Source organism: Flavobacterium ardleyense, from assembly GCF_042686085.1.
GTDB classification, from domain to species: domain Bacteria; phylum Bacteroidota; class Bacteroidia; order Flavobacteriales; family Flavobacteriaceae; genus Flavobacterium; species Flavobacterium ardleyense.
The window spans coordinates 286,459-311,391 of sequence record NZ_JBHUOL010000022.1 but is presented as its reverse complement, the minus strand read 5'-3'; the positions used below and the strand labels follow the sequence as shown (position 1 = coordinate 311,391).

Sequence of the window (24,933 nt, the reverse complement as noted above, 5' to 3'; positions counted from 1 at the left end):
ACTATGGTCATCTTCTCGGGTTACTTCTCTAAACCTCAAAATAAATTTGAAGTGCTAGTTATAAAACTACTAAGTTTTATAAAAAATCGGAACGGTTTACGAGTATAAATCTTAAAAACTTATTAAAAAAAGTGTTCAGTGCTCAGTAAAAAGTAAACAGTTAATAACTGAAAACTAAAAGCTGAACACTGAATACTAAAATTTATTCTTCTAATCTGATGTCTAATCCTAGACCTTTCAATTCATGCATTAATACATTGAATGATTCAGGTAATCCTGGCTCTGGCATAGATTCTCCCTTAACGATTGCTTCGTAAGTTTTAGCTCTACCAATAACGTCATCCGATTTAACAGTTAAGATTTCTCTTAGAGTACTAGATGCACCATATGCTTCAAGTGCCCAAACCTCCATCTCTCCAAAACGTTGTCCTCCAAACTGCGCTTTACCTCCTAAAGGTTGTTGCGTAATTAATGAGTACGGACCAATAGAACGTGCGTGCATTTTATCATCTACCATGTGTCCTAATTTCAACATGTAAATAATACCCACAGTTGCTGGTTGGTGGAAACGCTCTCCAGTACCACCATCATAAAGATAAGTGTGACCGAATTGAGGAATTCCTGCTTCGTCTGTTAATTCATTGATTTGATCTAAAGTTGCACCATCAAAAATTGGAGTAGCAAATTTTCTACCTAATTTCTGACCAGCCCATCCTAATACCGTTTCATAAATCTGACCGATGTTCATACGAGATGGTACTCCAAGTGGATTCAATACAATATCAACTGGTGTTCCGTCTTCAAGGAATGGCATATCTTCTTGACGAACGATTTTTGCAACAATACCTTTGTTACCGTGACGTCCTGCCATTTTATCTCCTACTTTCAATTTACGTTTCTTAGCGATGTAAACTTTAGCAAGTTTTAAAATTCCAGAAGGTAATTCATCTCCAACTGTAATTGTAAATTTCTCTCTTCTCAACCAACCTTGTAAATCATTTAATTTGATTTTGTAGTTGTGAATTAAGTCGTTCACCATTGAGTTAGCACGATCGTCAGTTGTCCATTGACCTTTAGTTAAATGCGCGAAATCTTCCACACCTTGTAACATCTTTTTAGTGAATTTCTTACCTTTCGGCATTACTTCTTCTCCTAAATCGTTCATTACACCTTGTGAAGTTTTTCCGTCAATGATAACAAATAATTTTTCAATCAATCTGTCTTTCAATTCCGTATATCTAACTTCAAATTCAAGCTCTAACTTGTCAACGTCTTCTTTGTCTTTCGAACGTTTTCTCTTATCTTTTACTGCTTTCGCAAATAATTTTTTATCTAAAACCACACCGTGTAAAGATGGAGATGCTTTTAATGAAGCATCTTTCACATCACCTGCTTTATCCCCGAAGATAGCTCTTAAAAGTTTTTCTTCTGGAGTAGGATCTGATTCTCCTTTTGGTGTAATTTTTCCAATTAGAATGTCGCCAGGCTTAACGTCTGCACCAATTCTAATCATTCCGTTTTCATCTAAATCTTTAGTAGCTTCTTCAGAAACGTTAGGAATATCATTAGTTAATTCTTCGTTACCTAATTTAGTATCACGAACTTCTAATGTATAATCATCAATATGTAATGAAGTAAAAATATCATCACGAACTACTTTTTCAGAAATTACAATAGCATCCTCGAAGTTATACCCTTTCCATGGCATAAACGCAACTTTTAAGTTTCTTCCGATTGCTAATTCTCCGTTTTCCGTAGCATAACCTTCACAAAGAACTTGTCCTTTAACAACTCTATCCCCTTTTCTAATGATTGGTTTTAAGTTGATACATGTACTTTGGTTGGTTTTTCTATATTTGATCAATTGATATGATTTCTCATCTGAATCAAAACTAACCATACGTTCTTCGTCAGTTCTATCATATTTGATGGTAATTTTGTTAGCATCAACATATTCAATAACTCCGTTTCCTTCCGCATTAATTAATACTCTTGAATCAGAAGCAACTTGTCTTTCTAAACCAGTACCTACAATTGGAGCTTCAGGACGTAACAATGGTACAGCCTGACGCATCATGTTAGATCCCATCAAGGCTCTATTCGCATCATCATGTTCCAAGAATGGAATTAATGAAGCAGAAATCGATGCAATTTGATTAGGAGCAACGTCTGTATAATCTAGTTCAGTTGGAGCAACTACAGGGAAATCGGCATCTTCTTTAGCAATAACATTTTCCGCAAGGATTTTACCATTACTATCGATTTCGATATTCGCTTGTGCAATCAATTTACCTTCTTCTTCTTCAGCACTTAAATAAACTGGATCAGAAATAATATCAATAACACCATTATTAACTTTACGATAAGGTGTTTCGATGAATCCCATTCCGTTTACTTTAGCATATACACCTAAAGATGAAATAAGTCCAATGTTTGGTCCCTCAGGAGTTTCAATAGGACAAAGTCTTCCGTAGTGTGTATAGTGAACGTCACGTACCTCGAAACCTGCTCTTTCTCTAGATAAACCTCCAGGTCCTAGGGCTGATAAACGACGCTTGTGTGTGATCTCTGCTAATGGATTCGTTTGGTCCATGAACTGAGACAACTGGTTTGTTCCAAAGAATGAGTTAATAACCGATGATAATGTTTTAGCATTGATCAAATCGATTGGTGTAAACACCTCGTTATCACGAACGTTCATTCTTTCACGGATAGTTCTAGCCATACGCGCTAAACCGACACCGAATTGTTGAGACAATTGTTCCCCAACAGTTCTTACACGACGATTAGATAAGTGATCAATATCATCAATCTCTGCTTTAGAGTTAATTAATTCAATCAAATATTTAACAATAGTGATAATGTCTTCTTTAGTTAAAACTTGTTTTTCCATAGGAATATCAAGGTTTAACTTTTTATTCATTCTGTAACGACCTACTTCACCTAAGTTGTAACGTTGATCAGAGAAGAATAATTTATCTATAATACCACGAGCCGTTTCCTCATCAGGCGGTTCTGCGTTACGCAGCTGACGGTAAATGTGCTCAACAGCTTCTTTTTCAGAGTTTGTTGGGTCTTTTTGTAACGTATTATGAATAATTGTATAGTCAATAGCATTGCTATCCTCTTTATGTAAAAGAATAGTTTTTACGTCTGCTTCAATTATTTCTTCGATATTATCTTTATCTAGAATCGTATCACGATCTAAGATAATTTCGTTACGTTCAATAGAAACCACTTCACCTGTGTCTTCATCTACGAAGTCTTCATGCCAAGTATTTAAAACACGCGCAGCAAGTCTTCTTCCTGCGTATTTTTTAATACCGGTTTTAGAAACTTTAATTTCTTCAGCTAGGTCGAAAATCTCTAAGATATCTTTATCTCTTTCGAAACCAATTGCTCTGAACAAAGTAGTTACAGGTAATTTTTTCTTTCTATCAATATAAGCATACATTACGTTGTTTATATCGGTAGCGAATTCTATCCAAGATCCCTTAAAAGGAATAACTCTCGCAGAATACAATTTAGTACCATTTGCATGGAAAGATTGTCCAAAGAATACACCTGGTGATCTATGTAATTGCGAAACAACTACACGCTCAGCACCATTGATAACAAATGTACCGCTAGGAGTCATATATGGTATTGTTCCTAAATACACATCTTGAACAATAGTTTCAAAATCTTCGTGTTCAGGGTCAGTACAATATAGCTTCAATCTAGCTTTAAGAGGAACGGAATACGTTAAGCCTCTATCAATACATTCTTCAATAGTATATCTAGGTGGATCTATAAAATAATCGAGAAATTCTAATACGAATTGATTTCTCGTATCAGTAATTGGAAAATTTTCCATGAAGGTATTATACAGCCCTTCGTCGCCTCTTTCATCAGATTTAGTTTCCAGTTGGAAAAAATCTTTAAACGATTTCACTTGAATATCTAGAAAATCTGGATATTGTGGAATGTTCTTTGTAGAGGCAAAATTTAATCTTTCAGTCTGATTTGCAATCATGAATGGATAAAATTTTTGATTTAAAAAAAGTAATTTTTGTGTAAATACACTATTTAATAATACTTCCTTTTTAATAACCAATACATCTTTAAAATAAACCAGGAAAGTTAGTTTAATTTTTTTCTTCGTAAGAGGTTAAGATATGCTCGTAGTTTGAAAATAAATATCAATTTTCATATACGAAAAAAGGGTTTAGGTCTTTGAGACAAATCTCAAGACCTAAACCTAGTTTTTTAAACTTAAGTTAACTTATTTAAGCTCAACTACAGCTCCAGCTTCTTCTAAAGCTTTCTTAAGACCTTCAGCCTCATCTTTAGAAACACCTTCTTTTACAGCAGCAGGTGCAGAATCCACTAAATCTTTAGCTTCTTTAAGACCTAAACCTGTTAATTCTTTAACTGCTTTTACAACAGCTAATTTAGAAGAACCAGCTTCTTTTAACATTACTGTAAATTCTGTTTGTTCAGCAGCAGCTTCCGCTCCACCACCAGCAGATACTACAACAGCTGCAGCAGCTGGTTCGATACCATACTCGTCTTTTAATATTGTTGCTAATTCGTTAACTTCTTTAACTGTTAAGTTAACCAATTGTTCTGCGAATTGTTTCAAATCTGCCATTTTTTCTATCGTTTAAAATGTTTTGTAAAAATATAATTTATTAAGTGCGTACTTCTTATTCTGCTGAATCTTCCTTACTAGGCTGATTTTGAAGAGCTGCAATAACTCTTTGTGCAGGAGACTGTAATAATCCAATAAGTTCTCCGATAAGTTCTTCTTTAGACTTGATAGCAACTAAGCTGTCTAATAATTCGTCACCGATATAAATTTCTTGGTTAATATAAGCTCCTTTGAATAATGGCTTTAAACCTTTCTTACGGAATTCTTTAATGATTTTTGCTGGACCATTTGCGGTATCAGCAATAAACATAGAAGTATTTCCTTTAAGAACTGTAGATAAATCACCAAAATCACTATCTGAAGCCTCCATTGCTTTTGCCAACAATGTGTTCTTAACAACCTCTAATTTAATACCTGCTTTAAAACAAGCTCTTCTTAAATTTGAAGTAGTATCTGCATCAAGTCCTGATGTATCTGCTAAATAGATAACATTAACACCTTCTAACTGTGCAGTTAAATCTTTAATCGCGATTGATTTTTCTTCTCTAGTCATACTAAAAATTTTTAACTACCAATTATATTGCTTTAGGATCTAAGGCAATAGCAGGACTTTGTGTACTAGATAAGTGAATAGACTTAATGTAAGTACCTTTAGCTGCAGTTGGTTTTATTTTGATTAATGTTTGTACAATTTCGTATGCGTTTTCATAGATTTTATCAGCATCAAAAGATACTCTACCTATTCCTGCATGAACGATACCAGTTTTATCAACTTTAAAGTCAATTTTACCAGCTTTTACTTCCTGCACAGCTTTAGCAACGTCCATAGTTACAGTTCCTGTTTTAGGGTTTGGCATTAAACCTCTAGGTCCTAAAATACGACCTAATGGACCTAATTTACCCATAACAGCTGGCATAGTGATAATAACATCAACATCTGTCCAACCATCTTTAATTTTTTGAAGATACTCATCTAAACCTACGTAGTCTGCACCAGCAGCTTTAGCTTCAGCTTCTTTATCTGGAGTTACAAGAGCTAATACTCTTACATCTTTACCAGTTCCATGAGGTAATGTTACAACCCCTCTTACCATTTGATTCGCTTTTCTAGGATCTACCCCTAATCTTACTGCGATATCAACAGACTCATCAAATTTTGCAGAAGCAACTAATTTAATTAATGCCGAAGCATCTTTTAAACTGTATAGTTTATTCTTTTCAATTTTTGAAACAGCCTCTTTTTGCTTTTTTGTCAATTTTGCCATGTCTAATTCTTTTTACGATTAAAAAGGAGCATTCCCTGTTACTGTTATACCCATAGATCTAGCTGTTCCTGCAATCATGCCCATAGATTTCTCTAATGTAAAAGCATTCATATCTTGCATTTTGTCTTCAGCGATAGACTTAATTTGATCCCAAGTAACACTTGCTACTTTCTTACGGTTAGGTTCACCTGAACCAGACTTTAATTTTGCTGCCTCTAATAATTGGATTGCAGCAGGTGGCGTTTTAACAACAAAGTCAAAAGACTTGTCTTTATACACAGTAATTTGTACTGGTAAAATTTTGCCGGGTTTATCCTGAGTTCTAGCATTAAATTGCTTACAGAACTCCATGATGTTAACTCCAGCAGCCCCCAAAGCAGGTCCAACCGGTGGCGATGGATTCGCTGCACCTCCCTTAACTTGTAGTTTAACTACTTTACTAACTTCTTTTGCCATTTTTTAAAAAAATTTAGCACATCTATCAATTGGAAGCGATTGATGTGGTTTATATATATAACCTAATTATACTTTTTCAACTTGCATAAAACTTAATTCTAAAGGTGTTTTTCTTCCGAAAATTTTCACCATTACTTCAAGTTTACGCTTTTCTTCATTTATCTTTTCAATAGTTCCGTTGAAACCATTAAAAGGACCATCAACAACCTTAATTGTTTCACCAATAGAAAATGGAATAGACATACTGTCTTCTTTAATAGATAATTCATCTACTTTTCCTAACATTCTATTAACTTCTGATTGTCTTAAAGGAACAGCGTCTCCGCCTTTAACCTCTCCTAAGAAACCGATAACACCAGGAATTGATTTAATAATATGAGGAATCTCTCCAGTTAAATTTGCTTCAATCATTATGTAGCCCGGAAAATAAACTTTTTCTTTCGCTATTTTCTTTCCGTCTTTAATTTGAATAACCTTTTCTGTAGGCACTAAAACCTGAGAAATATAATCTGCCATTCCTAATCTAGCAGTTTCTGTCTCAATGTAAGCTTTAACTTTATTCTCTTGACCACTTACAGATCTTACCACATACCATTTATTCACATTATTGTCAGCCATCTTATAGAATTATTTTAAAATATTAAAAAAGCTTTCAAGTGCTTTACTAAATACGGTATCTACACCCCAAGTTAATAATGCGAAAACAATTGAAAATATAGCAACAATAATTGTCAAACGTTGCACTTCTGGCCATTCTGGCCAAGTAACATTTGATCTTAATTCATGAAATGCCTCAGATACGTAATTAACTACTTTCATCTTAATCTTTATTTGCACGGGCGGAGGGATTCGAACCCCCATCAATGGTTTTGGAGACCACTATACTAGCCCTTGTACTACGCCCGTATGTTAAAACCAGCAGCGAACTGCTGGTTTAAATTATTATTGACTAATAATTAGTCTAAAATTTCAGTAACCTGACCAGCACCTACTGTTCTACCACCTTCACGGATAGCAAAACGTAAACCTACTGATAAAGCGATAGGGCTTAACAACGTTACATCGATAGTTAAGTTATCACCAGGCATAACCATCTCTACACCTGCTGGTAAAGAAATAGTACCCGTTACGTCAGTTGTGCGTACATAAAACTGAGGACGGTAGTTATTATGGAATGGAGTATGACGTCCACCTTCTTCTTTTTTCAAGATATAAACCTCTGCCATGAAATGAGCGTGTGGTTTAACAGATCCTGGCTTAATAATAACCATTCCTCTTTTAATATCCTCTTTCGCAACACCTCTTAACAAGATACCTACGTTATCACCAGCTTCTCCTCTATCAAGGATTTTACGGAACATCTCAACTCCTGTAACTGTAGAAGTTAATTTTTCAGCTCCCATACCGATAATTTCAACTGGATCTCCAGTATTAGCAATTCCAGTTTCGATACGTCCTGTAGCAACAGTTCCACGTCCTGTAATTGTAAATACATCCTCTACTGGCATTAAGAAAGGTTTTTCTGTATCACGAATTGGCTCTTCGATCCAAACGTCAACAGCTTCCATTAATTCCAACAATTTGTCAACCCATTGTTTTTCACCATTCAATGCTCCTAAAGCAGAACCTTGAATAACTGGACAATTATCACCATCATACTGATAGAAAGATAATAAGTCTCTAATTTCCATTTCAACAAGCTCTAACAACTCAGCATCATCAACTAAATCCACTTTGTTCATGAAAACAACCATTCTAGGAATACCAACTTGGCGACCTAAAAGGATGTGCTCTCTTGTTTGTGGCATAGGCCCATCAGTTGCAGCAACCACAAGGATAGCTCCATCCATTTGAGCAGCACCAGTAACCATGTTTTTCACGTAATCCGCGTGACCTGGACAGTCAACGTGAGCATAGTGACGGTTTGCTGTAGCATATTCTACGTGAGATGTATTAATTGTAATACCTCTTTCTTTTTCTTCTGGAGCGTTATCAATTTGATCAAATGATTTTGCTTCTGAAAAACCAGCATCTGATAAAACTTTAGAGATAGCTGCAGTAGTCGTTGTTTTTCCGTGGTCAACGTGTCCGATAGTTCCAATATTTAAATGGGGCTTCGAACGATCAAAGGTTTCTTTTGCCATGATTTAATAATTTTTAATCTTAGTGTTATATATTAGTGTTCAAAAAATAATTTCTATGAGCCAATGACGGGAATTGAACCCGTGACCTCTTCCTTACCAAGGAAGCACTCTACCCCTGAGCTACACCGGCTTTTGTGTGTTCAGACGTTAGAACCCGGAATTCAGAAAACTAAATAAAGAGTTCTAAACTCATATTCCGTGGGGAGAGCAGGATTCGAACCTGCGAAGATGTAATCAGCGGATTTACAGTCCGCCCTCGTTGGCCGCTTGAGTATCTCCCCAAACCTTTTATAAATAGTTGTTAAACTCAGAGCCAGTGGAGGGACTCGAACCCACGACCTGCTGATTACAAATCAGCTGCTCTAGCCAGCTGAGCTACACCGGCAACTTAAATATAAAAAGTCCGCTATTTCTAACGGACTGCAAATGTATATAATTTATTTTTGATTCAAAACATTTTTCGTGTTTTTTTTTCGAATATCAATTCGCTCTTAGTTTTTCTTTTCTCCTAACTATCGATCTCTCTAATGAATCTACAGACAAATCAACTGCTTCCTCAAATGATTTCGCGGTTTTCTTTACAATAAAATCATCTCCAGGGACAATAACTTTTATCTCAACTGTTTTATTTTCTTTATCACTGGTGTTCTCTAATTTTAAGAAAACTTCAGCAGAAACAATCTTGTCGTAATATTTTTCTAATTTATCTAACTTTTCTTGAATAAAATCTACTAACTTTTTGTCAACATTAAAATTTACTGCTTGCAAATTAACTTTCATATCATTTCAATTAAATAGGTTATACATTGAGTTACTATTTGTTCCGAGGATGTGCTTCTTGATATACTTTTTTTAGCGTAGCTAAACTGCTATGCGTATATATCTGAGTGGACGACAGACTGGCATGACCTAATAACTCTTTAACAGAATTCAAATCCGCCCCATTATTTAAAAGATGGGTAGCGAATGAATGTCTAAGAACGTGTGGACTCTTTTTTGTTTTTTGTGAGACAGTACCAAAGTACTCATTTATTAAACGATAAACAAACGATTCACTTACTTTATTACCGCTTTTTGATAAAATTAACACCTCACTATCATTAACCACTTCTAAATGATTTCGTTGCTGATCATATAGCTTTATCAGCTCCAAGGTACAATCCAAAAGAGGAATAATACGCTCTTTATTTCTTTTCCCTATTACTTTTATACTTTTTTGCGAAAAATCGACAAAGTGTATTTTTAGATTGATCATTTCAGCCCTTCGGATTCCTGTAGTATAGAAAAGCTCTATGATTAATTGATTACGAATTCCTTCAAAATTACGTTCATACTCATTAAATTCAAAAACATCTTTTAATTCTTTTTCGGAAAATGGAATTTGGACTTTTTTAGCCGTTTTAAGCGACTTGTGTTTCAGCAATGGATTTATGGAAATCTGTTTTATTTTTAAAAGAAATTTATAGAACGATTTTAGTCCGGATATTTTTCGGTTGACAGAACCATTTGAAATATTACTTTCTACTAAAAAAACAATCCAACTGCGGATTTGGGAATAACTGACTTCTTCTAATTTTAATCCTTCTTGATCTGATATTAAATAATCCTGAAAAGAAAAAATATCTGCCAAATAAGCCTGAACAGTTAAAGGAGAATAATTCTTTTCCTTAACTAAATAATCTTGATATGCTTGTAAATTAGTTGCCATAAAAAAACCGCTAGAAACAAAGTTACACTTTATTATCTAGCGGTTGATATAGTTTATTCAAAAATGATTAATTCTCTAAATTATCTTTCATGTTTTGAATGTAAGCAGCTTTTCCTAATTTAGCTCTGTTTGCAACAGATGGCTTCATGAAAGCTTGACGTGCACGTAACTGACGAACAGTTCCTGTTTTATCAAATTTTCTCTTATAGCGCTTTAATGCTCTATCGATATTTTCTCCGTCTTTAATTGGTATAATTAACATAATATTGACACCTCCTCTCATTAAGGATGCAAACTTACAAATTATTATTGGGCTTTAGTTATTATTTTTCAATTCTTTTAAAACAAAATATGATTTAAAAACAAAAGCCCTAGCCCAGATAGGAACGGTATCCTTTTTTGAATTCCCATGGGAGAAAACCCATGGGAATTTAAAAAAGATATAGTGGATAGCTGGAAATAGCTCCTAGATCCTGAAATAAATTCAGGATGGCAAATGGAGACTAATCCTATTCAGGATCACACATGGAGACCAATCCTATTCAGGATCACAAATGGAGACTAATTCTATTCATAAACATAAATTGAGATTCTGAAAATAGTTCAGAATCTCAAAATTCAGCTTTACTTTACTGCTGGTTTGTAATTTTGCTTGTCGATTATCATTTTTGATAAAATTTCTTTTAGGATTTCAGAAGTTCCACCTCCGATAGGCCCTAAACGACTGTCTCTCAACAAACGAGCTAATGGATATTCTTCCATATAACCATAACCACCTAGCATTTGTAAGCAGCTGTATATGGTTTCATCTGCTACTTTTGTAGATTTTAATTTAGCCATAGTAGCCTCTTTTACTACATATTCTTTTTTATCTAATCTTGCTGTTGCCGCGTAATTAAACACTTTACAGTGTTCAACATCAGTTGCATGCTCCACGATTGTATGTCTTAATGCTTGGAATTTATCAATTGTAGTTCCAAATGCTTCACGTTGTGACATGTATTCAATGGTATATTCAATTGCATATTCCGCTCTTGCATGTGCATTAATTGCCATAATTAAACGTTCGAAAGCAAAATGTTGCATGATATATGGAAAACCTTTTCCTTCTTCGCCCATTAAATTTTCTAACGGAATTTCTACATTATCAAAAGCGATTTCCGCCGTATCAGAAGCTCTCCAACCTAATTTATCTAATTTAGTTGCAGATATTCCTGGTAAATTACTGTCTAATAAAAAGATACTTATCCCTTTGTTCCCTAACTCTGGACTTGTTTTAGCAGCAACTACATAATAGTCTGCATAAACACCATTGGTAATAAAAGTTTTAGAACCTGTAATGATATATTTGTCTCCTTTTTTAACTGCTGTTGTACGCATTCCTGCTACATCACTTCCACCAAAAGGCTCAGTTACACACAAGGCTCCAATTTTTTCACCAGCAATACTTGGTGCTAAATAGTCTTGTTTAATGCGTTCGCTTCCTTCTGCATTTAAATGAGTCATTGCTAAGTAAGCGTGCGCCCACATAGCAGCGGCAAAACCTGAAGATTTTACTTTTTGAAGTTCTTCTAAGAAGATAACTGAATAGAATAAATCTAAATTCATGCCGCCATAAGCTTCAGGATAATTTATTCCAAAGAAACCCATTTCGCCAAATTTTTTCCAAATAAAGCGTTCGATGGTTCCTGTTTTTTCCCATTTTTCAATGTGAGGTACTACTTCTTTTTGTAAAAAGTCGCGGAAACTTTTCCTAAATAATTCGTGCTCTTCTGTGAAGTATAATGAATTCATATTCTTAAAATTGTTATGTTGTTTTTTGGTGTTTTTTTAGAATTCCAAATATAAGGCGATTATTTTTAATTTTTCATTAGGCATTCCCTTAATTTTTGTTAAATCCGCAATTTTCTTGATTCCATTATTCATAGTTCTATAGATAACAATTTCTTTTGCAAGGGTATAATTAAAATAAGGAAAGGTTGCTAATTCTTTTATAGACAAATCATTAATCGCAATTTTCTTAAGTGAAGAAGTATTCTTAACAAAGAATCGCTTTTGGAGATCCGCGATTGCTTCAGGACTAATTCCCCATATAAATTCGAGTTGTTCGATGCTTACAAACTCACCAAATTTATCTTTTTCGAGTAAAATTTTATCCGCTAGCTTCTCTCCTATTCCGTACGCGGCGATTAAATCTTCTCTTGACGCCGTGTTTAAATCTTTCTGTATTATAAGCACTTTTTCTTTTGAAGGGAATTTTTGGAATTTGTCACCAGCATACGTTTTTTTATTAGTGACCCATTCTGGAAATTTAAAATAAGGCGAAAGTTTGTTTAGCAACTCGGTAGAAACCTGTGTTACTTTTTGAAAATCCTGAGCGGAATTAACGTATTTATTTTGACTGCGAAAGGCATGCAATCGATCTATTTCTGCAACGGACAAGCCTAATTTATATCCTTTGTAATCGGTTAAGAAATTAGGGTTAAAAGGATAAATGGTATCTTTTTTAGTACTACCAATTTGTTTTAAACTATCAATTTCATTTTGCATCGCTAGCCAAACCAAATCTTCTTTCGGCTTTTTAGTTTCAAATAATTTATCTGCAACTAAAAAATATGCTAATTGCACTGCAATAATTAAGAAAAACAACAAGAAAATCCCACTTCGGTGTTCTCTTGAAAACAGGAAGTAGGATTTTATTTTATTCATTGTATCTGATATTAATCTTCTTTTCTAACTAATTCATCATCATTTTCAGAGAAAGAATCTGGCTCTTGCTTTGGCGGTATAGTCAAAACTTTATAGAAAAAATAAGCCGCAAAAGAAATTACAATTCCTTGAGCACATATCATTGTTATTAATGCTGATGTATTCATATCGTTTTTTTTATAATATTATTACTATTGACTACAATGTAGCTCTACCTTCTCTTGCTCTTTTCTTGTACGCAAAATAAACAATTAAACTAATAAATGCGAATAAAGAAAGTAACAACATTCTACCCATAAATTTATATAAAGTATCATTTGTAAAATCTCCTTTTGCAATTACACCTTTAGGCTTTACTATATCGCCTTTTTTAACCGTTACGATTTGATTCTTGTCTGCATCAAAAGTATACTCTTTATAATTTTTAAATTCAACTTGCTTTATTCTTTCGGTTTCTTTATCAAATACTTTTTTGGTATCCATAAAAGAAAGCTTAACATGCTTATCTGAAGCCTCTTCCACTACTCCGTTTTCAATTCCTTTGCTTTCAAAATTCTCAGCGTAGTATTCACTTGCAAACCATTCTTTATTATTTGTATCAGCATCTTGTACTTTTTCAATCCAATCTGGAATACTTGACACAAGAACCCATCCTAATAATAATGGTGTGACAACTAAAATAATATACTTGTAAATACCTGGTATTTTGATATCAGCACCCATGTTAATTTCTGCCCAACCCTTTTTAATTCCAAATATATAAGAGAATAATATTGTTTCTAAGAACGCAAAAACTACTAAACTTACTGTTCCTGCCCAATAGTCATACTGATCAAAAAGTCCTTCTTTGTAGAAAATAACTGTGGGCAATCCCATTATTAGCACTAAACCACCAAAAGACCAAGCTCCTTTATTTTTACTCCAGTTAAACTCATCTTGCATGAATCCCATCCAAGGAGTTCCCATTGCTAATGAAGAAGTAATACCAGCAAAGAACAACAGCCCAAACCAACAAACTCCAGCTACAATAGCTAATGCTGGTCCCCATTGTTGGAACAGATACGGCATTGTTTGGAAAGCCATTCCAAAACCTGCGTTTTGAATTACCCAATCCAAACCTAAATAACCTGCTGCAATAGGAATTACAATTAAACTTCCTAATACAACTTCTACGAACTCATTCATGAATCCTGCAGAAACTGCATTTAAAGCAATGTCATCTTTTGATTTTAAATACGCTGCATAACAGTGAATTGTCCCCATTCCTACAGATAAAGTAAAGAATATTTGACCCGCTGCTGCTAACCAAACTTTTGAACTTGTTAGCGAATCATATTGTGGTGTCCAAAGAAAGTTTAAACCATCCCAAGCATTTGCATCTGGAAAAATATCTGAAGCTCCTGAAGTACCAAGTGTTAAACCTCTCACAGCTAAAACCACTCCAAAAAGAATTAATAATGGCATTCCTATTTTTGCTACTTTTTCAATACCACCTAAACCTTTAGATAAAATAAAAGTATTTAAAAGAAGACATAAAACATAAAAAACAACCGCTTCATAAGGAATACCAGTTGTAGACTGAGCAATATCAACGTATGAGTTAAAAAACCCTGCAACTTCACCTTGACTCATATTATCAAATGTACCAGATATGGTGTGATACACGTAAGACATTGTCCAAGATTCAATATAACAATAATAAGCAGCTACAGCAATGTTGGTGAAAATTCCAAATACTCCAACGTATTTCCAAAGCCGACCTTTAACCATAGAATCCAAAATGTATGGCGTACTGTGGTTTCCAAATCTTCCACCGAATCTTCCCGAAGACCACTCAATGAATAATAATGGAATACCCATTACTAGAAAACAAACTAAATAAGGAATTATAAAGGTTCCTCCTCCATTTTGAACTGCTTGTACTGGAAATCTAAGGAAGTTTCCTAATCCAACGGCATTTCCCGCCATTGCTAAAATTAGCCCAACTCGGGATCCCCAAGAATCTGCTTTTGTAGACATATAGTTATATTGGTTGTTAATTTTTCAAAGATAAGAAAACAATCTAAAAAACAAATAAAACTTACATTTAATGTAATTTTACAAGTCAAAAACTGAACTTCTCTTAGTTTTTATCATATCTTTTAATTTTAAAAGAAACGCTAGTGTTAGGTAAAATCCAAAACCTAACCCCACGGTAATGAAAGAGATATAGATAAAAAACAGTCGCACATTAGTAGCGCGCATGCCTAATCTATCCGCTAATCTCGAAGCCACAAAAAAACCATGCTTTTCAAAAAAGTGTAATAAATTTTGGATCATGAAGTAGATTTTTAGTTTTTCAAAAATACAATTAATTTTTAAGCAAATGAACACCTATTGCACATTGTAAGCATTTTTTTTGTTCACAATATTCTTTTTTAAGTTGCAACAAAGCTTGCGTTTGAAATGCATTTTTAGAATGAACACCAATTTCCTTAAATTTATCTACAATTATATTTTTCTCTGGCGGAATTGCTATAGCCAAATCAATAATTTCTTGTGAGGTCTCTTTATTAATGCTTTGCTCATAAGCGAATCTTACTGGAATTATAGTATTTATAATGATCAAATCAATAAAGGAATTTGTCATTTTCTTTTTCTTCTGCACACTTTTCTTGTCAAAATTATAATGCGTTTCCCAATAACTACTGATCTCTAGCTTGAATAAATCATAAATTTGCTCAATTGAAGCTGTAGCCATTACTTTCGAAAACAAATTTTGCTCTTTGTGATATAAAGCTGCTAGTTGTGCCAAACGAATCGTTGGGAAATTATCAGGTCTGTGTTTAAAAAACTCAACGTTCTCAAATATACTTTTTTGAAATTTATGTTTGTGCGCTAAATAATCAAACTCTTTTTGAAGGCCGATTACATAACTATCTTGAAAATCATAATCTAACATATTAGCTTGACCAAAAAACAAAGCTTCTAGGCTTTCAACCGAAGTCGATTCTTTCCGAATTACTGTAAAAGGAAACGATTTTGCCATTTTTAAAAATAAATTTCCATTGGTATTTAACCCGAAATTCTTCGCTAACAGACAAAATAATACGGCTTCCCAATCGTTATTAGATTCTTTTAACAACTGCAAGATTTCATTAGATTTTCTTTCTAGACGTTCAAAATAAAGTCTTTCTTCCCAATTTTTAAAAATAAAATCAGTTACTGAAGCGATATCGTTTTCACAATAAATCCATTCCTTCTGAGCAAGTAACGACTGATATTTATTTAAATCAGCAAGTGCGACGTAATTTTTTAGCTCTAATGTGGGAATTTCAGAGTTGTCTTTTCTAAAAACTGGTGTGTCGTGTTCCCAAACTACGTGTAGAATGACTGAATCATAATTACTGTCATTTTCGTGATTGTGCACATACCAATCCGAAGAATTGAGATGAATTTCGACATTCCCAGCCCATTTTTGCTGGCCGATGATAATTTGTGAATTGAAAAAATCAGGTCCGGCTAGTTGTAGATATTGTCCGGAATTTAGAATCTGAATTGACTCTCCTGTAGTAGTTTTTAAATCCGTAACAGCAAATTTCTTATGCTGCCACAAGTGGTGCAAATAATCTTCTTTCATTTTGTATGGCGTATAGTATTGAATAACAAATATAAAAAAATTATCTTGGTTATTCAATATTCTTGAAATGAAAAAAAATCGTAACTATCGCATTAGTAAGTCTCTTTACGGCAGCGACAGCAAAAAGGGCATTAAAATCACCTATCAAATAAGCTTGAAAATGCTTAATTATTTATGACTTTCTTTTGCTTTTAAATCTTCATAATACTTAACCAAAATATTATATTGTAATAGTTTTTCTTCTTTTATATAGAAAAAACCATCAACAACTGAAGTAATATCGACATTATATTGTTTTAAACCGACCAGTAAGGATTTTGATACATTATTCTCTAACAACTCTGTTTTGTTAGGTTCATTTCTAATCGAAATAAAAGCAGCATAAGGATTATATTTTTCCAATATATATCTTTCGATACTCCCTTTTTTTGCCTTTACTTTACGTTTCATTAATCCAAGATAACCCTTCATACCTGTAACTCCTTTTGCTGGTATAAAAGCTAAATGATAATATTTATCCCCAAACTCTTTTTTTATATAATATCCTGTGGATTGTTTGTTTACTTTATCTTTAAAATATAATTTATTTACATCTTCCAAAAAATGCATGGTCGCTCCCCAAAGCATAATCTTTTTGTTTGGGTATTTATGATTTGCTAGAAAACTTAAGTTTTTAGCCATTTCATAATCACGGTTTGCAAGATGGTAATTTTTACGATAAATAGATTGGATATTGTTTGTCATTCTTTCCCAAAAAAGAAAATAAACATCTTTGCTTTTAATTTTATCCAAAGAATTGCTTACTTGTTTGAAGGTGTTATATAATACTAAAGTATCATTTGGATTAACTTTATTAAAATAGTAGCATTTTTTCGCCGTATCCATTAAAGCATAATCAAAAATTGAGTCAGTTTGGATTTTAGAATCACTTTCTATGTTTAGCTTTTTAATAAATGTATTATAATCATCTACAATGGTATAGTTTACATTATTGTAAAATAAGCTCTCATCAAACCCTTCATAGATTAAAGGTCTGTCTGTTTTTTGAGTTTCTAAAATATATTTAAAAAGCTCAATCATATCATCCGTTCTCCAGATATTAGAAACCTGACCTGCAGCAAGAAATTGATTAGCGTTTACTTTATTGGTTTTTATATATTCAATGTAATATTTGTCTAAATCATACATTGGAGATTCAAAAGCTATAACGTCAAAATCACAATGCTCATGTAAGTATTTTATTAGTTTTATCTTTGAAACAAAAGTGTTTCCCATATAATGTGCTGGCTCGCCAAGACCAATTATTCTCACCTCTTTTAAATCATTTTTTAAGACCGTATTTTGAAAATTTGAAGATTCAAAATCTTGCTTACTTATGGTGTTAATTTGTGCATAACACGCTACAGTAATAAAATAGATTATCCAATAAAAATTAATTCTTTTCATGTTTAAAGATTTTATTCGTTTTAAAAACTTATTTAAACTTAATGAGAAGATGAAACGAGTTCAGCTTGACAAAATACTTTAGCTTTCTTTATTTATAATTTTTATTTGATTTTAGTGAGAAGATGAAACACGTTTAGCATGACAAATTCAGAGCTTTATATTGCTCAAAAGTATCAAATCAACTTGTCAAAGATGCAATTGTCATCCTGAACTTGTTTCAGAATTTAAAATTATTGAATAGAACCTATAATATCATATTTAGTGATGATATGATGATTTCCATTTCCTAAATCAATTAATACTGCTTGATTATCTTTAGTAATTAATTTTGAAACTTCTTCAACTGGCGTTCCTATTTTTACGATTGGAAATGGTTTTCCCATAACCTCCCTAATTGGGCGTTCCGCTGTATTTTTATCGGTAATGAAACTTTGGAATAAATCTGATTCATCTACTGAACCTACGAATCCGTTTACGTCAACAACTGGAATTTGTGAGATTTTGTATTTTCTCATTCTTTCAATTGCGTGGGAAACTAATTCTTCTGTACGAACAATTACTAACGGTTTTTCGATATGTCCTTTGATTAAATCTTCTGCTTTTGTGATTTCTTCATCTAAGAAACCTCTTTCTCGCATCCAGTCATCATTAAACATTTTTCCAACATAGCGACTTCCTGAGTCGTGAAATAAGACCACAACTACATCTTCTGGAGTAAAGTGTTCTTTTAATTGCAACAAACCTTTTACAGCTGCTCCAGCAGAGTTTCCAACGAAAATACCTTCTTCCAAGGCGATTCTTCTAGTATAAACTGCAGCGTCTTTATCGGTAACTTTTGTAAAACCATCAATTAATGAAAAGTCAACGTTTTTAGGTAAAATATCTTCACCTATTCCTTCTGTGATGTAGGAATAAATTTCGTTCTCATCAAAAATTCCAGTTTCATGGTATTTTTTAAAAACTGAACCGTATGTATCAATTCCCCAAATTTTGATGTTTGGATTTTTTTCTTTTAAATATTTGGCAACTCCAGAGATTGTTCCTCCGGTTCCAACACCTACTACAAAATGAGTAATTTTCCCTTCGGTTTGTTCCCAAATTTCTGGGCCTGTTTGTTCGTAATGTGCGATAGCGTTACTGGGATTATCATATTGGTTGACGTACCAAGAATTTGGAATTTCGTCTCCTAATCTTTTAGAAACTGAATAATAAGAACGAGGATCTGTTGGTTCCACATCTGTAGGGCAAACAATTACCTTTGCTCCTACTGCACGAAGAATATCTGTTTTTTCTTTTGATTGTTTATCAGAAATTACAAAAATACATTTGTAGCCTTTTACAATTGCTGCTAAAGCTAAACCCATTCCAGTATTTCCTGATGTTCCTTCAATGATGGTTCCGCCTGGTTGTAAACGACCGTCTGCTTCTGCATCTTCGATCATCTTAACCGCCATTCTATCTTTTACAGAATTTCCCGGATTGAAGGTTTCCACTTTAGCTAATACTAAAGCATCAACGCCAGCAATTACTTTATTTAACTGAACCAAAGGTGTATTTCCAATGGTTTCTAATATATTTTTTGCGTATTTCATTTTAAAATTTAGAATTTAGAAGTTTGAATTTAGAACGCTGTGATGCTATCTAAACTATTTTGCAAAGATAGTATGAATATTACGAATACAAAAAAGAAAATGGAATCCTGCCTAACCCTGATGGGAGTGGTAGCTCCCGATTTTTCAGAATCGGGACTATAACGGACAGCAGGAATAAGGAAACCAAATAAAGCCCTAGCAATTCGTTTCTATTTAAAGAAATTCCATACCAATCCGAAGCGAACCATAAAATCACGATATGGATAATTTGGTGCTGAGTAGAAATTATTTCCAGTCATTGCGGAGTTAAAATGTTCGGCTTTTAGGAACAAACGCGTTTGACGCACTCGGGCATTGATGAAGAAGTCGACCATAGGAAAATCGCCAATCTTCTTCTCGTTTTGCACATAGAATTCTCCGATTAGTGGATTGTAATCGTTTCCGTAATATTTTGTGAAATATTGAAATGTGAATCCGGTTTGAATTAACATGGCTCTTTTGAAAACGTAATCCGAAAAATAAAGTGTATTTCTTGTAGTAATTTGTGGCACATTTAGTACATTATCAGTTTGATCTACCGCTTGATAAAGTACGGTATTATCTAAAGCTAATTTCCAAAACTTGATTTCTTTACTAGCTTTTACTGACAAATAATTGATTGTTTTATCGTACTGAACCGGTTTAATAAGTAAAGAAGTGATATCGTTTGTAGTATTGTCAAAATATAGGTAATCATTTAAGACTTTATATTCTGCCGATAAATTAACCCATTTTGTATTTGCTGCAAAAGAAAATTCGTTGGTTTTTTCGGTTTTAAAATTGTTGTACCAATTGTAATTGATGTAATTACTTTGGTATAAAGTGTAATTCAAGTTTGGCAAGCTGGTTAACTTCTTGTAATTGAATTCGAATGCAATGGCATCATTTAATCTGTATTTTGCATTGGCTTCAATATTTGAAATCGAAGGTTCGCTGATAGACTGAGAAACGGTAATGTTGGTAAGAATATCTTTGATGCGATACGTGTAATTCCCTCCGAACATATTGATTCGGTCTGCAATGGAATTAGGAATTTCAATTGCTCCTGTATTTCCATAAATTACGCTAGCATAGTAATAATTATAATTGGCATCATCAATGAAAAATGATAAATCGCCATACGATTTTGTGGTATAAGCCACGCCTACCTTATTATACATTTGGTTATAGCGTGTTTTGTTGCTAATTCTATTGGAGTAAGAAGTACCAAATCTTGAACTAACGGTTGGTTGCGTATATTCAAAAAACTTGTACTCGTATTCGAATTGGTGCGTAAACATCAAACTATTTGGGTTTGTTTTACTTAATTTAAAGGAATGATCTACAAAGAATCGATTTCCTTTTAACATAGAAGTGGCGTCCTCAAAATAGACATCGATACGATTTCGATCTTTAAATCTATCATCGCCAGACTCAAAGTCATTGGTATTTATAATTCCACCATTTTCTTGATTAGAAACATCTTGCCCTGTAAAATGTGCGTTTAAAATATAGCGTTTGTCTTTCGTAAAATAACTGCTGGTAAATCTGAAATTTCCTGAGCTGGTTAAGTAATTCACATATTTACCTAAGGAACGCAATCCTTTATAAGCTATGGAAAAATTAAGATTTTCCTGCGTATTTACGGTTAAAAAAGCATCTAGTGATTGGCCTTGTTCCATTACCGTTTTAAAATATAAATCGGTCAATGGTGTAGGAACAGAATAATAATTGATATCATCTGATTCTAAATAATTAAAGTGCTTCGCTGTAAAACCCATCGTTGGCTGCGTTCGCTTTTTAATTAGTCCAAAATCCAACGTATTATAAGTTTGCCCTTCGTTTGAAAAAGGCAATAGTCCGAAAATATCTTTTCTAAGTAAATTATATTTATACTCGCTTTGAATCGTCAACGTGGTATCTACATAAGTAGAGTCTTTTTGAAGATTATAGATTTTATATAGATCTATGGGTGGTTTGACTTTAGGATCTACTTCACTATTAGCATCAGAACCTGAAGACGGCTTACTAACAATAGGTTTTGCTTTACTATTATCTTTTAAATTAATAGAGGCATCTTTCGCTAGTTTCTTTTGTGAAAAAGACAACACAGAAAAAAAGAATATAAAAAAAAGGAAATATTTATTCATTTGCTAAAAATTATTCAAAAGTAAGTTGAAAAAATCAAAAAAGTAAACTTTTAACAAAAAAAAGAAATACATCAAATTACGGAAGCTCGACAGTCATACCGATAGTTAAATTTATGCTTATTTTATAGAAAGATAAAACCGCTTCATTACTAAAAAAGCACTTGTGAAATATTTCACAAGTGCTTTTGATTTAAATAGCAATAAATATGCTTTATTACAGTCTTTTAAAGGACTACTTTTTTACAAATTTCTTAGTATAAGAAGCGCCCAAAGCATTAATTCTTAACATATAAACGCCTGATTGTAAATTTGAAACATCTATTACTGATTCTTCACCTTGTACTTTCTGAGTTTTAACAACTCTTCCTTGAAAGTCAACTACAGAAATAGTAGTATTACTGCTAACAAATTTACTATCTCTTAAAACAACATTAAGCTGGTTACTTGTAGGATTTGGGTAGAAAGAAATTAAGTTTTCATTAAATCCAACTAATCCAAGGCTTTCTTCCGCTTTACAGAAATTTAGAGAAAAACTATTAATTACTCCACCATCTGCTTCAAAACCATCAACAACTCTTAGCTTCCACTCACCTGTAACAACTTTATTATTTAAAGTTGCCAATGTATTTGCTGGTTTAAATGTTCCTGAAATTGCAGGCGTACTAGAAGTATTACAGTTAATTTCACCAGCGCCATCCTTAATTTCAGCAACAATATCTGCATAATCTCCACAGCTTTGATCAATAAGCAAAATTGATGGACTACCTATTGATGCGGGTCCTTCTAAAAATACTTTCAATTCTTGTACTGAGCTATGTGAAATATTAATATTTACAGAAACATCCGCAATAACAAAATCCTCCGTGATCTGAATAGGAACTATTGCTTCAGCGAAGCCATCGGTGCCAATAGTACTATTTGAAAAATCTGTTGCAAGATAATTAGCGCCACAAACAATATTAGCAGTTTTAAAACTATTTACTTCATTAGAAGTTGGTGCTTGTCCACAAAGATTCACTGGTAAAACTCTCCAGAAAAATGCTTGATTTGGTGCTAAACCATTCACCAAGTACGATGTACTTAGTACCGTTTCATTTACAAAAAGGCTTTGGAAATTTGCATCCTGAGACACTTGTAAAATGTAAGATGTTGCATTTGGATTTACATCCCATTCAAATTGTGTATTAGAGGCTACTGAAGTTGAATTATTTAAAGGAGAAATTAAGCTTACATCACCAAAGTTACTATTAAATACTTTCAGCGTCACCGGCACCGTTTTAATTTCTGTTCCTTTAGTTGCAACAAGATTGATAAAATACTCACCACTTGGAACGCTTCCTAAATTAGAAATTGTCATAGTTACAACACCTTGAACCGCTATGCTACTGCTGCTAAACGTAGCACTTGCTCCAGCTGGAAGATTAGTTGCTTGCAAGTTAACCGCCGCAAATGTCGCATTTTTGAAATCAAAAGAATACACTGCGCTAGCTGTTGAACAAAGTTCTTCGTCTGAATTTAAAGGTAAAAGAGAAAAAGAAGAATCGATTCCACTAACTATTAATGAAAAATTCTGTAAACCATTAACTAAATTACCTTTATGAGTAATTGTTACAGTATACTCAACACCTGCAGTAGGAGCGTCAATTAAAACGCTCTCAACATTATCTACGTTATTATCGCCGTCTCTTACTGCATTTAATGCAGGGTTAGATTGAAGTTTCCAAGGGAAAAATGATTCATTTGCCGCTGATGTAATTCTAACATCTAAATCATTAACTAGCGCAGGCGTAGTTCCATTTAACACACCATTAATTGCAACTCCCGCAGGGTCTGTCCAACAAACTGTCGCTTTGAAAGGAGCTCCTGTAGCTTTATATTTATATGTAATTGTTTGATTTTGATTGATGTTATTCTCTACAATTGAAGTGCTTAATCCATTAAAAAAAATAGTTTCTACTGCTTTTTTTGAATTTAAAAGTCCCCAACCATAAACTGCGTCAGGACCAGGTCTTCCTGCATCATCTGCTGTATGACAAACTAGACCTTTTAATGTAGCGGCTTTCATGTATCTGTTGTTCTTCTGTTCAAAATACTCTTGTAACAATACTATTGAACCAGTAACATTTGGAGCAGACATAGAAGTTCCACTCAGTGTAAGGTAACTAGAATTAGAGGAATCACCTGTTGATAGAATACTAGATCCTTGTCCTGCAATATCTGGCTTTATTCTTCTGTCATCAGAAGGTCCTTGACTACTTGAAGAGTTGATATTAACAGCAGTAAGATTACCATTAGCATCTATAGATGCTTGTTGCGTATTAGCGATCACCAAGTTATTCTTGGATACTTTGTTTCCTGTTAATTTATCATAACCAGTAGCTAGTGGTGCAGCATTGGCGTCACCTCCATTGTTACCAGCAGAAGCAACCATTAAATAATAAGGCATATTAAAAGCAATAACATCCCAATCACGCGATTCGCTTGTATAAGCACCAGCATACCAAGACGGCACTTTGTTTACAGGAACTCCGTAAGAATGATTTGAAACCAACATTCCTATACGTGCTTGCGCTATAACTTCAGAAATATCGTTAAACCAGTCAAATCCTTTAATATTAACTTGTGGAGCCATTCCTTTTGCAAGTGCATTTATACCTGACGCACCAATAGTTCCAGCTACATGAGTTGCGTGAAAACTATTTTCATTAAGAGCAAACATTCCGTCTCCGATCGAAGCGCGACCTCCAAATTCTACATGACCGATCCTCATCGGACCGCCATCCCAGACACCTACAAAAAGACCAGCTCCAAACAAGTTATAATTATTATTTAAATAATTAGTTCTAGTTGAATTAGCCGCTGTAGAATTATTATCAGTACTATAATATTTCAAGTGATCGTCTCCTATTAGACCAACAAGTTGATCTACTCCATTTTTAGTTAAAATGTCAGCGGAATAGCCAAACTTGTTTGCAAGGAATCTAGCCTTTTCAAGTTCTTTAACCTGTTTATCTTTGAAACTTAACTCGAGCTTTTTAAGATACTGTAAGTCATATGAACTAAGTACTTTGTCGATACTCGATTTTTGAGCTACTAAAATATTAGTAGCGACTAGAAAAACAACAAAAAAGTAATATTTTCTCATATCAATATTTTTATAATTACAAATATAAAAAAAAGCTGTCTAAAAGAC

General features: G+C 33.5%; 21 protein-coding genes and 4 tRNA genes. All 25 read right to left on the bottom strand.

Annotation, left to right across the window (positions count from 1 at the left end; all coding sequences use genetic code 11):
• Window positions 1-202: 202 nt before the first annotated feature.
• On the bottom strand, window positions 203-4,015 hold the full coding sequence (gene rpoB, locus ACFSX9_RS15300; RefSeq protein ID WP_379809241.1) for a DNA-directed RNA polymerase subunit beta: 3,813 nt from the start codon (window positions 4,013-4,015) through the stop codon (window positions 203-205).
• Between the two features lie 249 nt (window positions 4,016-4,264).
• On the bottom strand, window positions 4,265-4,633 hold the full coding sequence (rplL, locus tag ACFSX9_RS15295) for a 50S ribosomal protein L7/L12 (RefSeq protein ID WP_379809239.1): 369 nt from the start codon (window positions 4,631-4,633) through the stop codon (window positions 4,265-4,267).
• A 55-nt stretch (window positions 4,634-4,688) separates the two neighbouring features.
• Entirely contained in the window at window positions 4,689-5,186 is a 498-nt protein-coding gene (gene rplJ / locus ACFSX9_RS15290; protein ID WP_379809237.1) for a 50S ribosomal protein L10, read from the bottom strand.
• 22 nt (window positions 5,187-5,208) lie between these two features.
• On the bottom strand, window positions 5,209-5,898 hold the full coding sequence (gene rplA / locus ACFSX9_RS15285; RefSeq protein ID WP_379809235.1) for a 50S ribosomal protein L1: 690 nt from the start codon (window positions 5,896-5,898) through the stop codon (window positions 5,209-5,211).
• Window positions 5,899-5,916: 18 nt separating this feature from the next.
• Window positions 5,917-6,354 (bottom strand): 50S ribosomal protein L11, encoded by a 438-nt coding sequence (rplK, locus tag ACFSX9_RS15280; RefSeq protein WP_379809233.1) that lies wholly within the window; start codon window positions 6,352-6,354, stop codon window positions 5,917-5,919.
• A gap of 66 nt (window positions 6,355-6,420) precedes the next feature.
• Entirely contained in the window at window positions 6,421-6,972 is a 552-nt protein-coding gene (nusG, locus tag ACFSX9_RS15275) for a transcription termination/antitermination protein NusG (RefSeq protein ID WP_379809231.1), read from the bottom strand.
• Between the two features lie 9 nt (window positions 6,973-6,981).
• Window positions 6,982-7,173, bottom strand: coding sequence for a preprotein translocase subunit SecE (gene secE / locus ACFSX9_RS15270; RefSeq protein WP_379809229.1), 192 nt, complete (start codon window positions 7,171-7,173; stop codon window positions 6,982-6,984).
• A gap of 15 nt (window positions 7,174-7,188) precedes the next feature.
• A tRNA-Trp gene (locus ACFSX9_RS15265) sits at window positions 7,189-7,260 on the bottom strand.
• A 50-nt stretch (window positions 7,261-7,310) separates the two neighbouring features.
• Window positions 7,311-8,498: an elongation factor Tu gene (gene tuf / locus ACFSX9_RS15260; RefSeq protein WP_379809227.1), complete on the bottom strand. Its 1,188-nt coding sequence runs from the start codon at window positions 8,496-8,498 to the stop codon at window positions 7,311-7,313.
• A 58-nt stretch (window positions 8,499-8,556) separates the two neighbouring features.
• Window positions 8,557-8,628 (bottom strand) — tRNA-Thr (locus ACFSX9_RS15255).
• A 69-nt stretch (window positions 8,629-8,697) separates the two neighbouring features.
• Window positions 8,698-8,779 (bottom strand) — tRNA-Tyr (locus ACFSX9_RS15250).
• Window positions 8,780-8,809: 30 nt separating this feature from the next.
• Window positions 8,810-8,883 (bottom strand) — tRNA-Thr (locus ACFSX9_RS15245).
• Window positions 8,884-8,978: 95 nt separating this feature from the next.
• Window positions 8,979-9,278 carry a ribosome hibernation-promoting factor, HPF/YfiA family gene (gene hpf, locus ACFSX9_RS15240; RefSeq protein ID WP_379809225.1) on the bottom strand — a complete coding sequence of 100 codons (300 nt, stop codon included), beginning with the start codon at window positions 9,276-9,278 and terminating at the stop codon, window positions 8,979-8,981.
• Window positions 9,279-9,312: 34 nt separating this feature from the next.
• A complete protein-coding gene (locus tag ACFSX9_RS15235; protein ID WP_379809223.1) occupies window positions 9,313-10,206 on the bottom strand; it encodes a tyrosine-type recombinase/integrase in 894 nt (297 codons plus the stop codon).
• Window positions 10,207-10,273: 67 nt separating this feature from the next.
• On the bottom strand, window positions 10,274-10,468 hold the full coding sequence (gene rpsU / locus ACFSX9_RS15230; protein WP_379809221.1) for a 30S ribosomal protein S21: 195 nt from the start codon (window positions 10,466-10,468) through the stop codon (window positions 10,274-10,276).
• Window positions 10,469-10,830: 362 nt separating this feature from the next.
• Window positions 10,831-12,000: an acyl-CoA dehydrogenase family protein gene (locus ACFSX9_RS15225; protein ID WP_379809219.1), complete on the bottom strand. Its 1,170-nt coding sequence runs from the start codon at window positions 11,998-12,000 to the stop codon at window positions 10,831-10,833.
• Window positions 12,001-12,036: 36 nt separating this feature from the next.
• Entirely contained in the window at window positions 12,037-12,915 is an 879-nt protein-coding gene (locus tag ACFSX9_RS15220) for a ComEA family DNA-binding protein (protein ID WP_379809217.1), read from the bottom strand.
• 11 nt (window positions 12,916-12,926) lie between these two features.
• Window positions 12,927-13,082 carry a hypothetical protein gene (locus tag ACFSX9_RS15215; protein WP_379809216.1) on the bottom strand — a complete coding sequence of 52 codons (156 nt, stop codon included), beginning with the start codon at window positions 13,080-13,082 and terminating at the stop codon, window positions 12,927-12,929.
• 31 nt (window positions 13,083-13,113) lie between these two features.
• Window positions 13,114-14,934, bottom strand: coding sequence for a sodium-dependent transporter (locus tag ACFSX9_RS15210; protein ID WP_379809214.1), 1,821 nt, complete (start codon window positions 14,932-14,934; stop codon window positions 13,114-13,116).
• A 78-nt stretch (window positions 14,935-15,012) separates the two neighbouring features.
• Window positions 15,013-15,234, bottom strand: coding sequence for a PspC domain-containing protein (locus ACFSX9_RS15205; RefSeq protein ID WP_379809213.1), 222 nt, complete (start codon window positions 15,232-15,234; stop codon window positions 15,013-15,015).
• Between the two features lie 31 nt (window positions 15,235-15,265).
• Complete coding sequence (locus ACFSX9_RS15200) at window positions 15,266-16,534, bottom strand: DUF2851 family protein (protein WP_379809211.1); 1,269 nt, start codon at window positions 16,532-16,534, stop codon at window positions 15,266-15,268.
• A gap of 168 nt (window positions 16,535-16,702) precedes the next feature.
• The gene (locus tag ACFSX9_RS15195; RefSeq protein ID WP_379809209.1) at window positions 16,703-17,980 is read right to left on the bottom strand and encodes an erythromycin esterase family protein; all 1,278 of its coding nucleotides are present in this window, start codon (window positions 17,978-17,980) and stop codon (window positions 16,703-16,705) included.
• A 230-nt stretch (window positions 17,981-18,210) separates the two neighbouring features.
• Window positions 18,211-19,572, bottom strand: coding sequence for a pyridoxal-phosphate dependent enzyme (locus tag ACFSX9_RS15190; protein WP_379809207.1), 1,362 nt, complete (start codon window positions 19,570-19,572; stop codon window positions 18,211-18,213).
• 209 nt (window positions 19,573-19,781) lie between these two features.
• Window positions 19,782-21,740, bottom strand: coding sequence for a putative porin (locus tag ACFSX9_RS15185; protein ID WP_379809206.1), 1,959 nt, complete (start codon window positions 21,738-21,740; stop codon window positions 19,782-19,784).
• Window positions 21,741-21,972: 232 nt separating this feature from the next.
• Window positions 21,973-24,885, bottom strand: coding sequence for a S8 family serine peptidase (locus ACFSX9_RS15180; protein WP_379809204.1), 2,913 nt, complete (start codon window positions 24,883-24,885; stop codon window positions 21,973-21,975).
• Window positions 24,886-24,933: the final 48 nt, after the last annotated feature.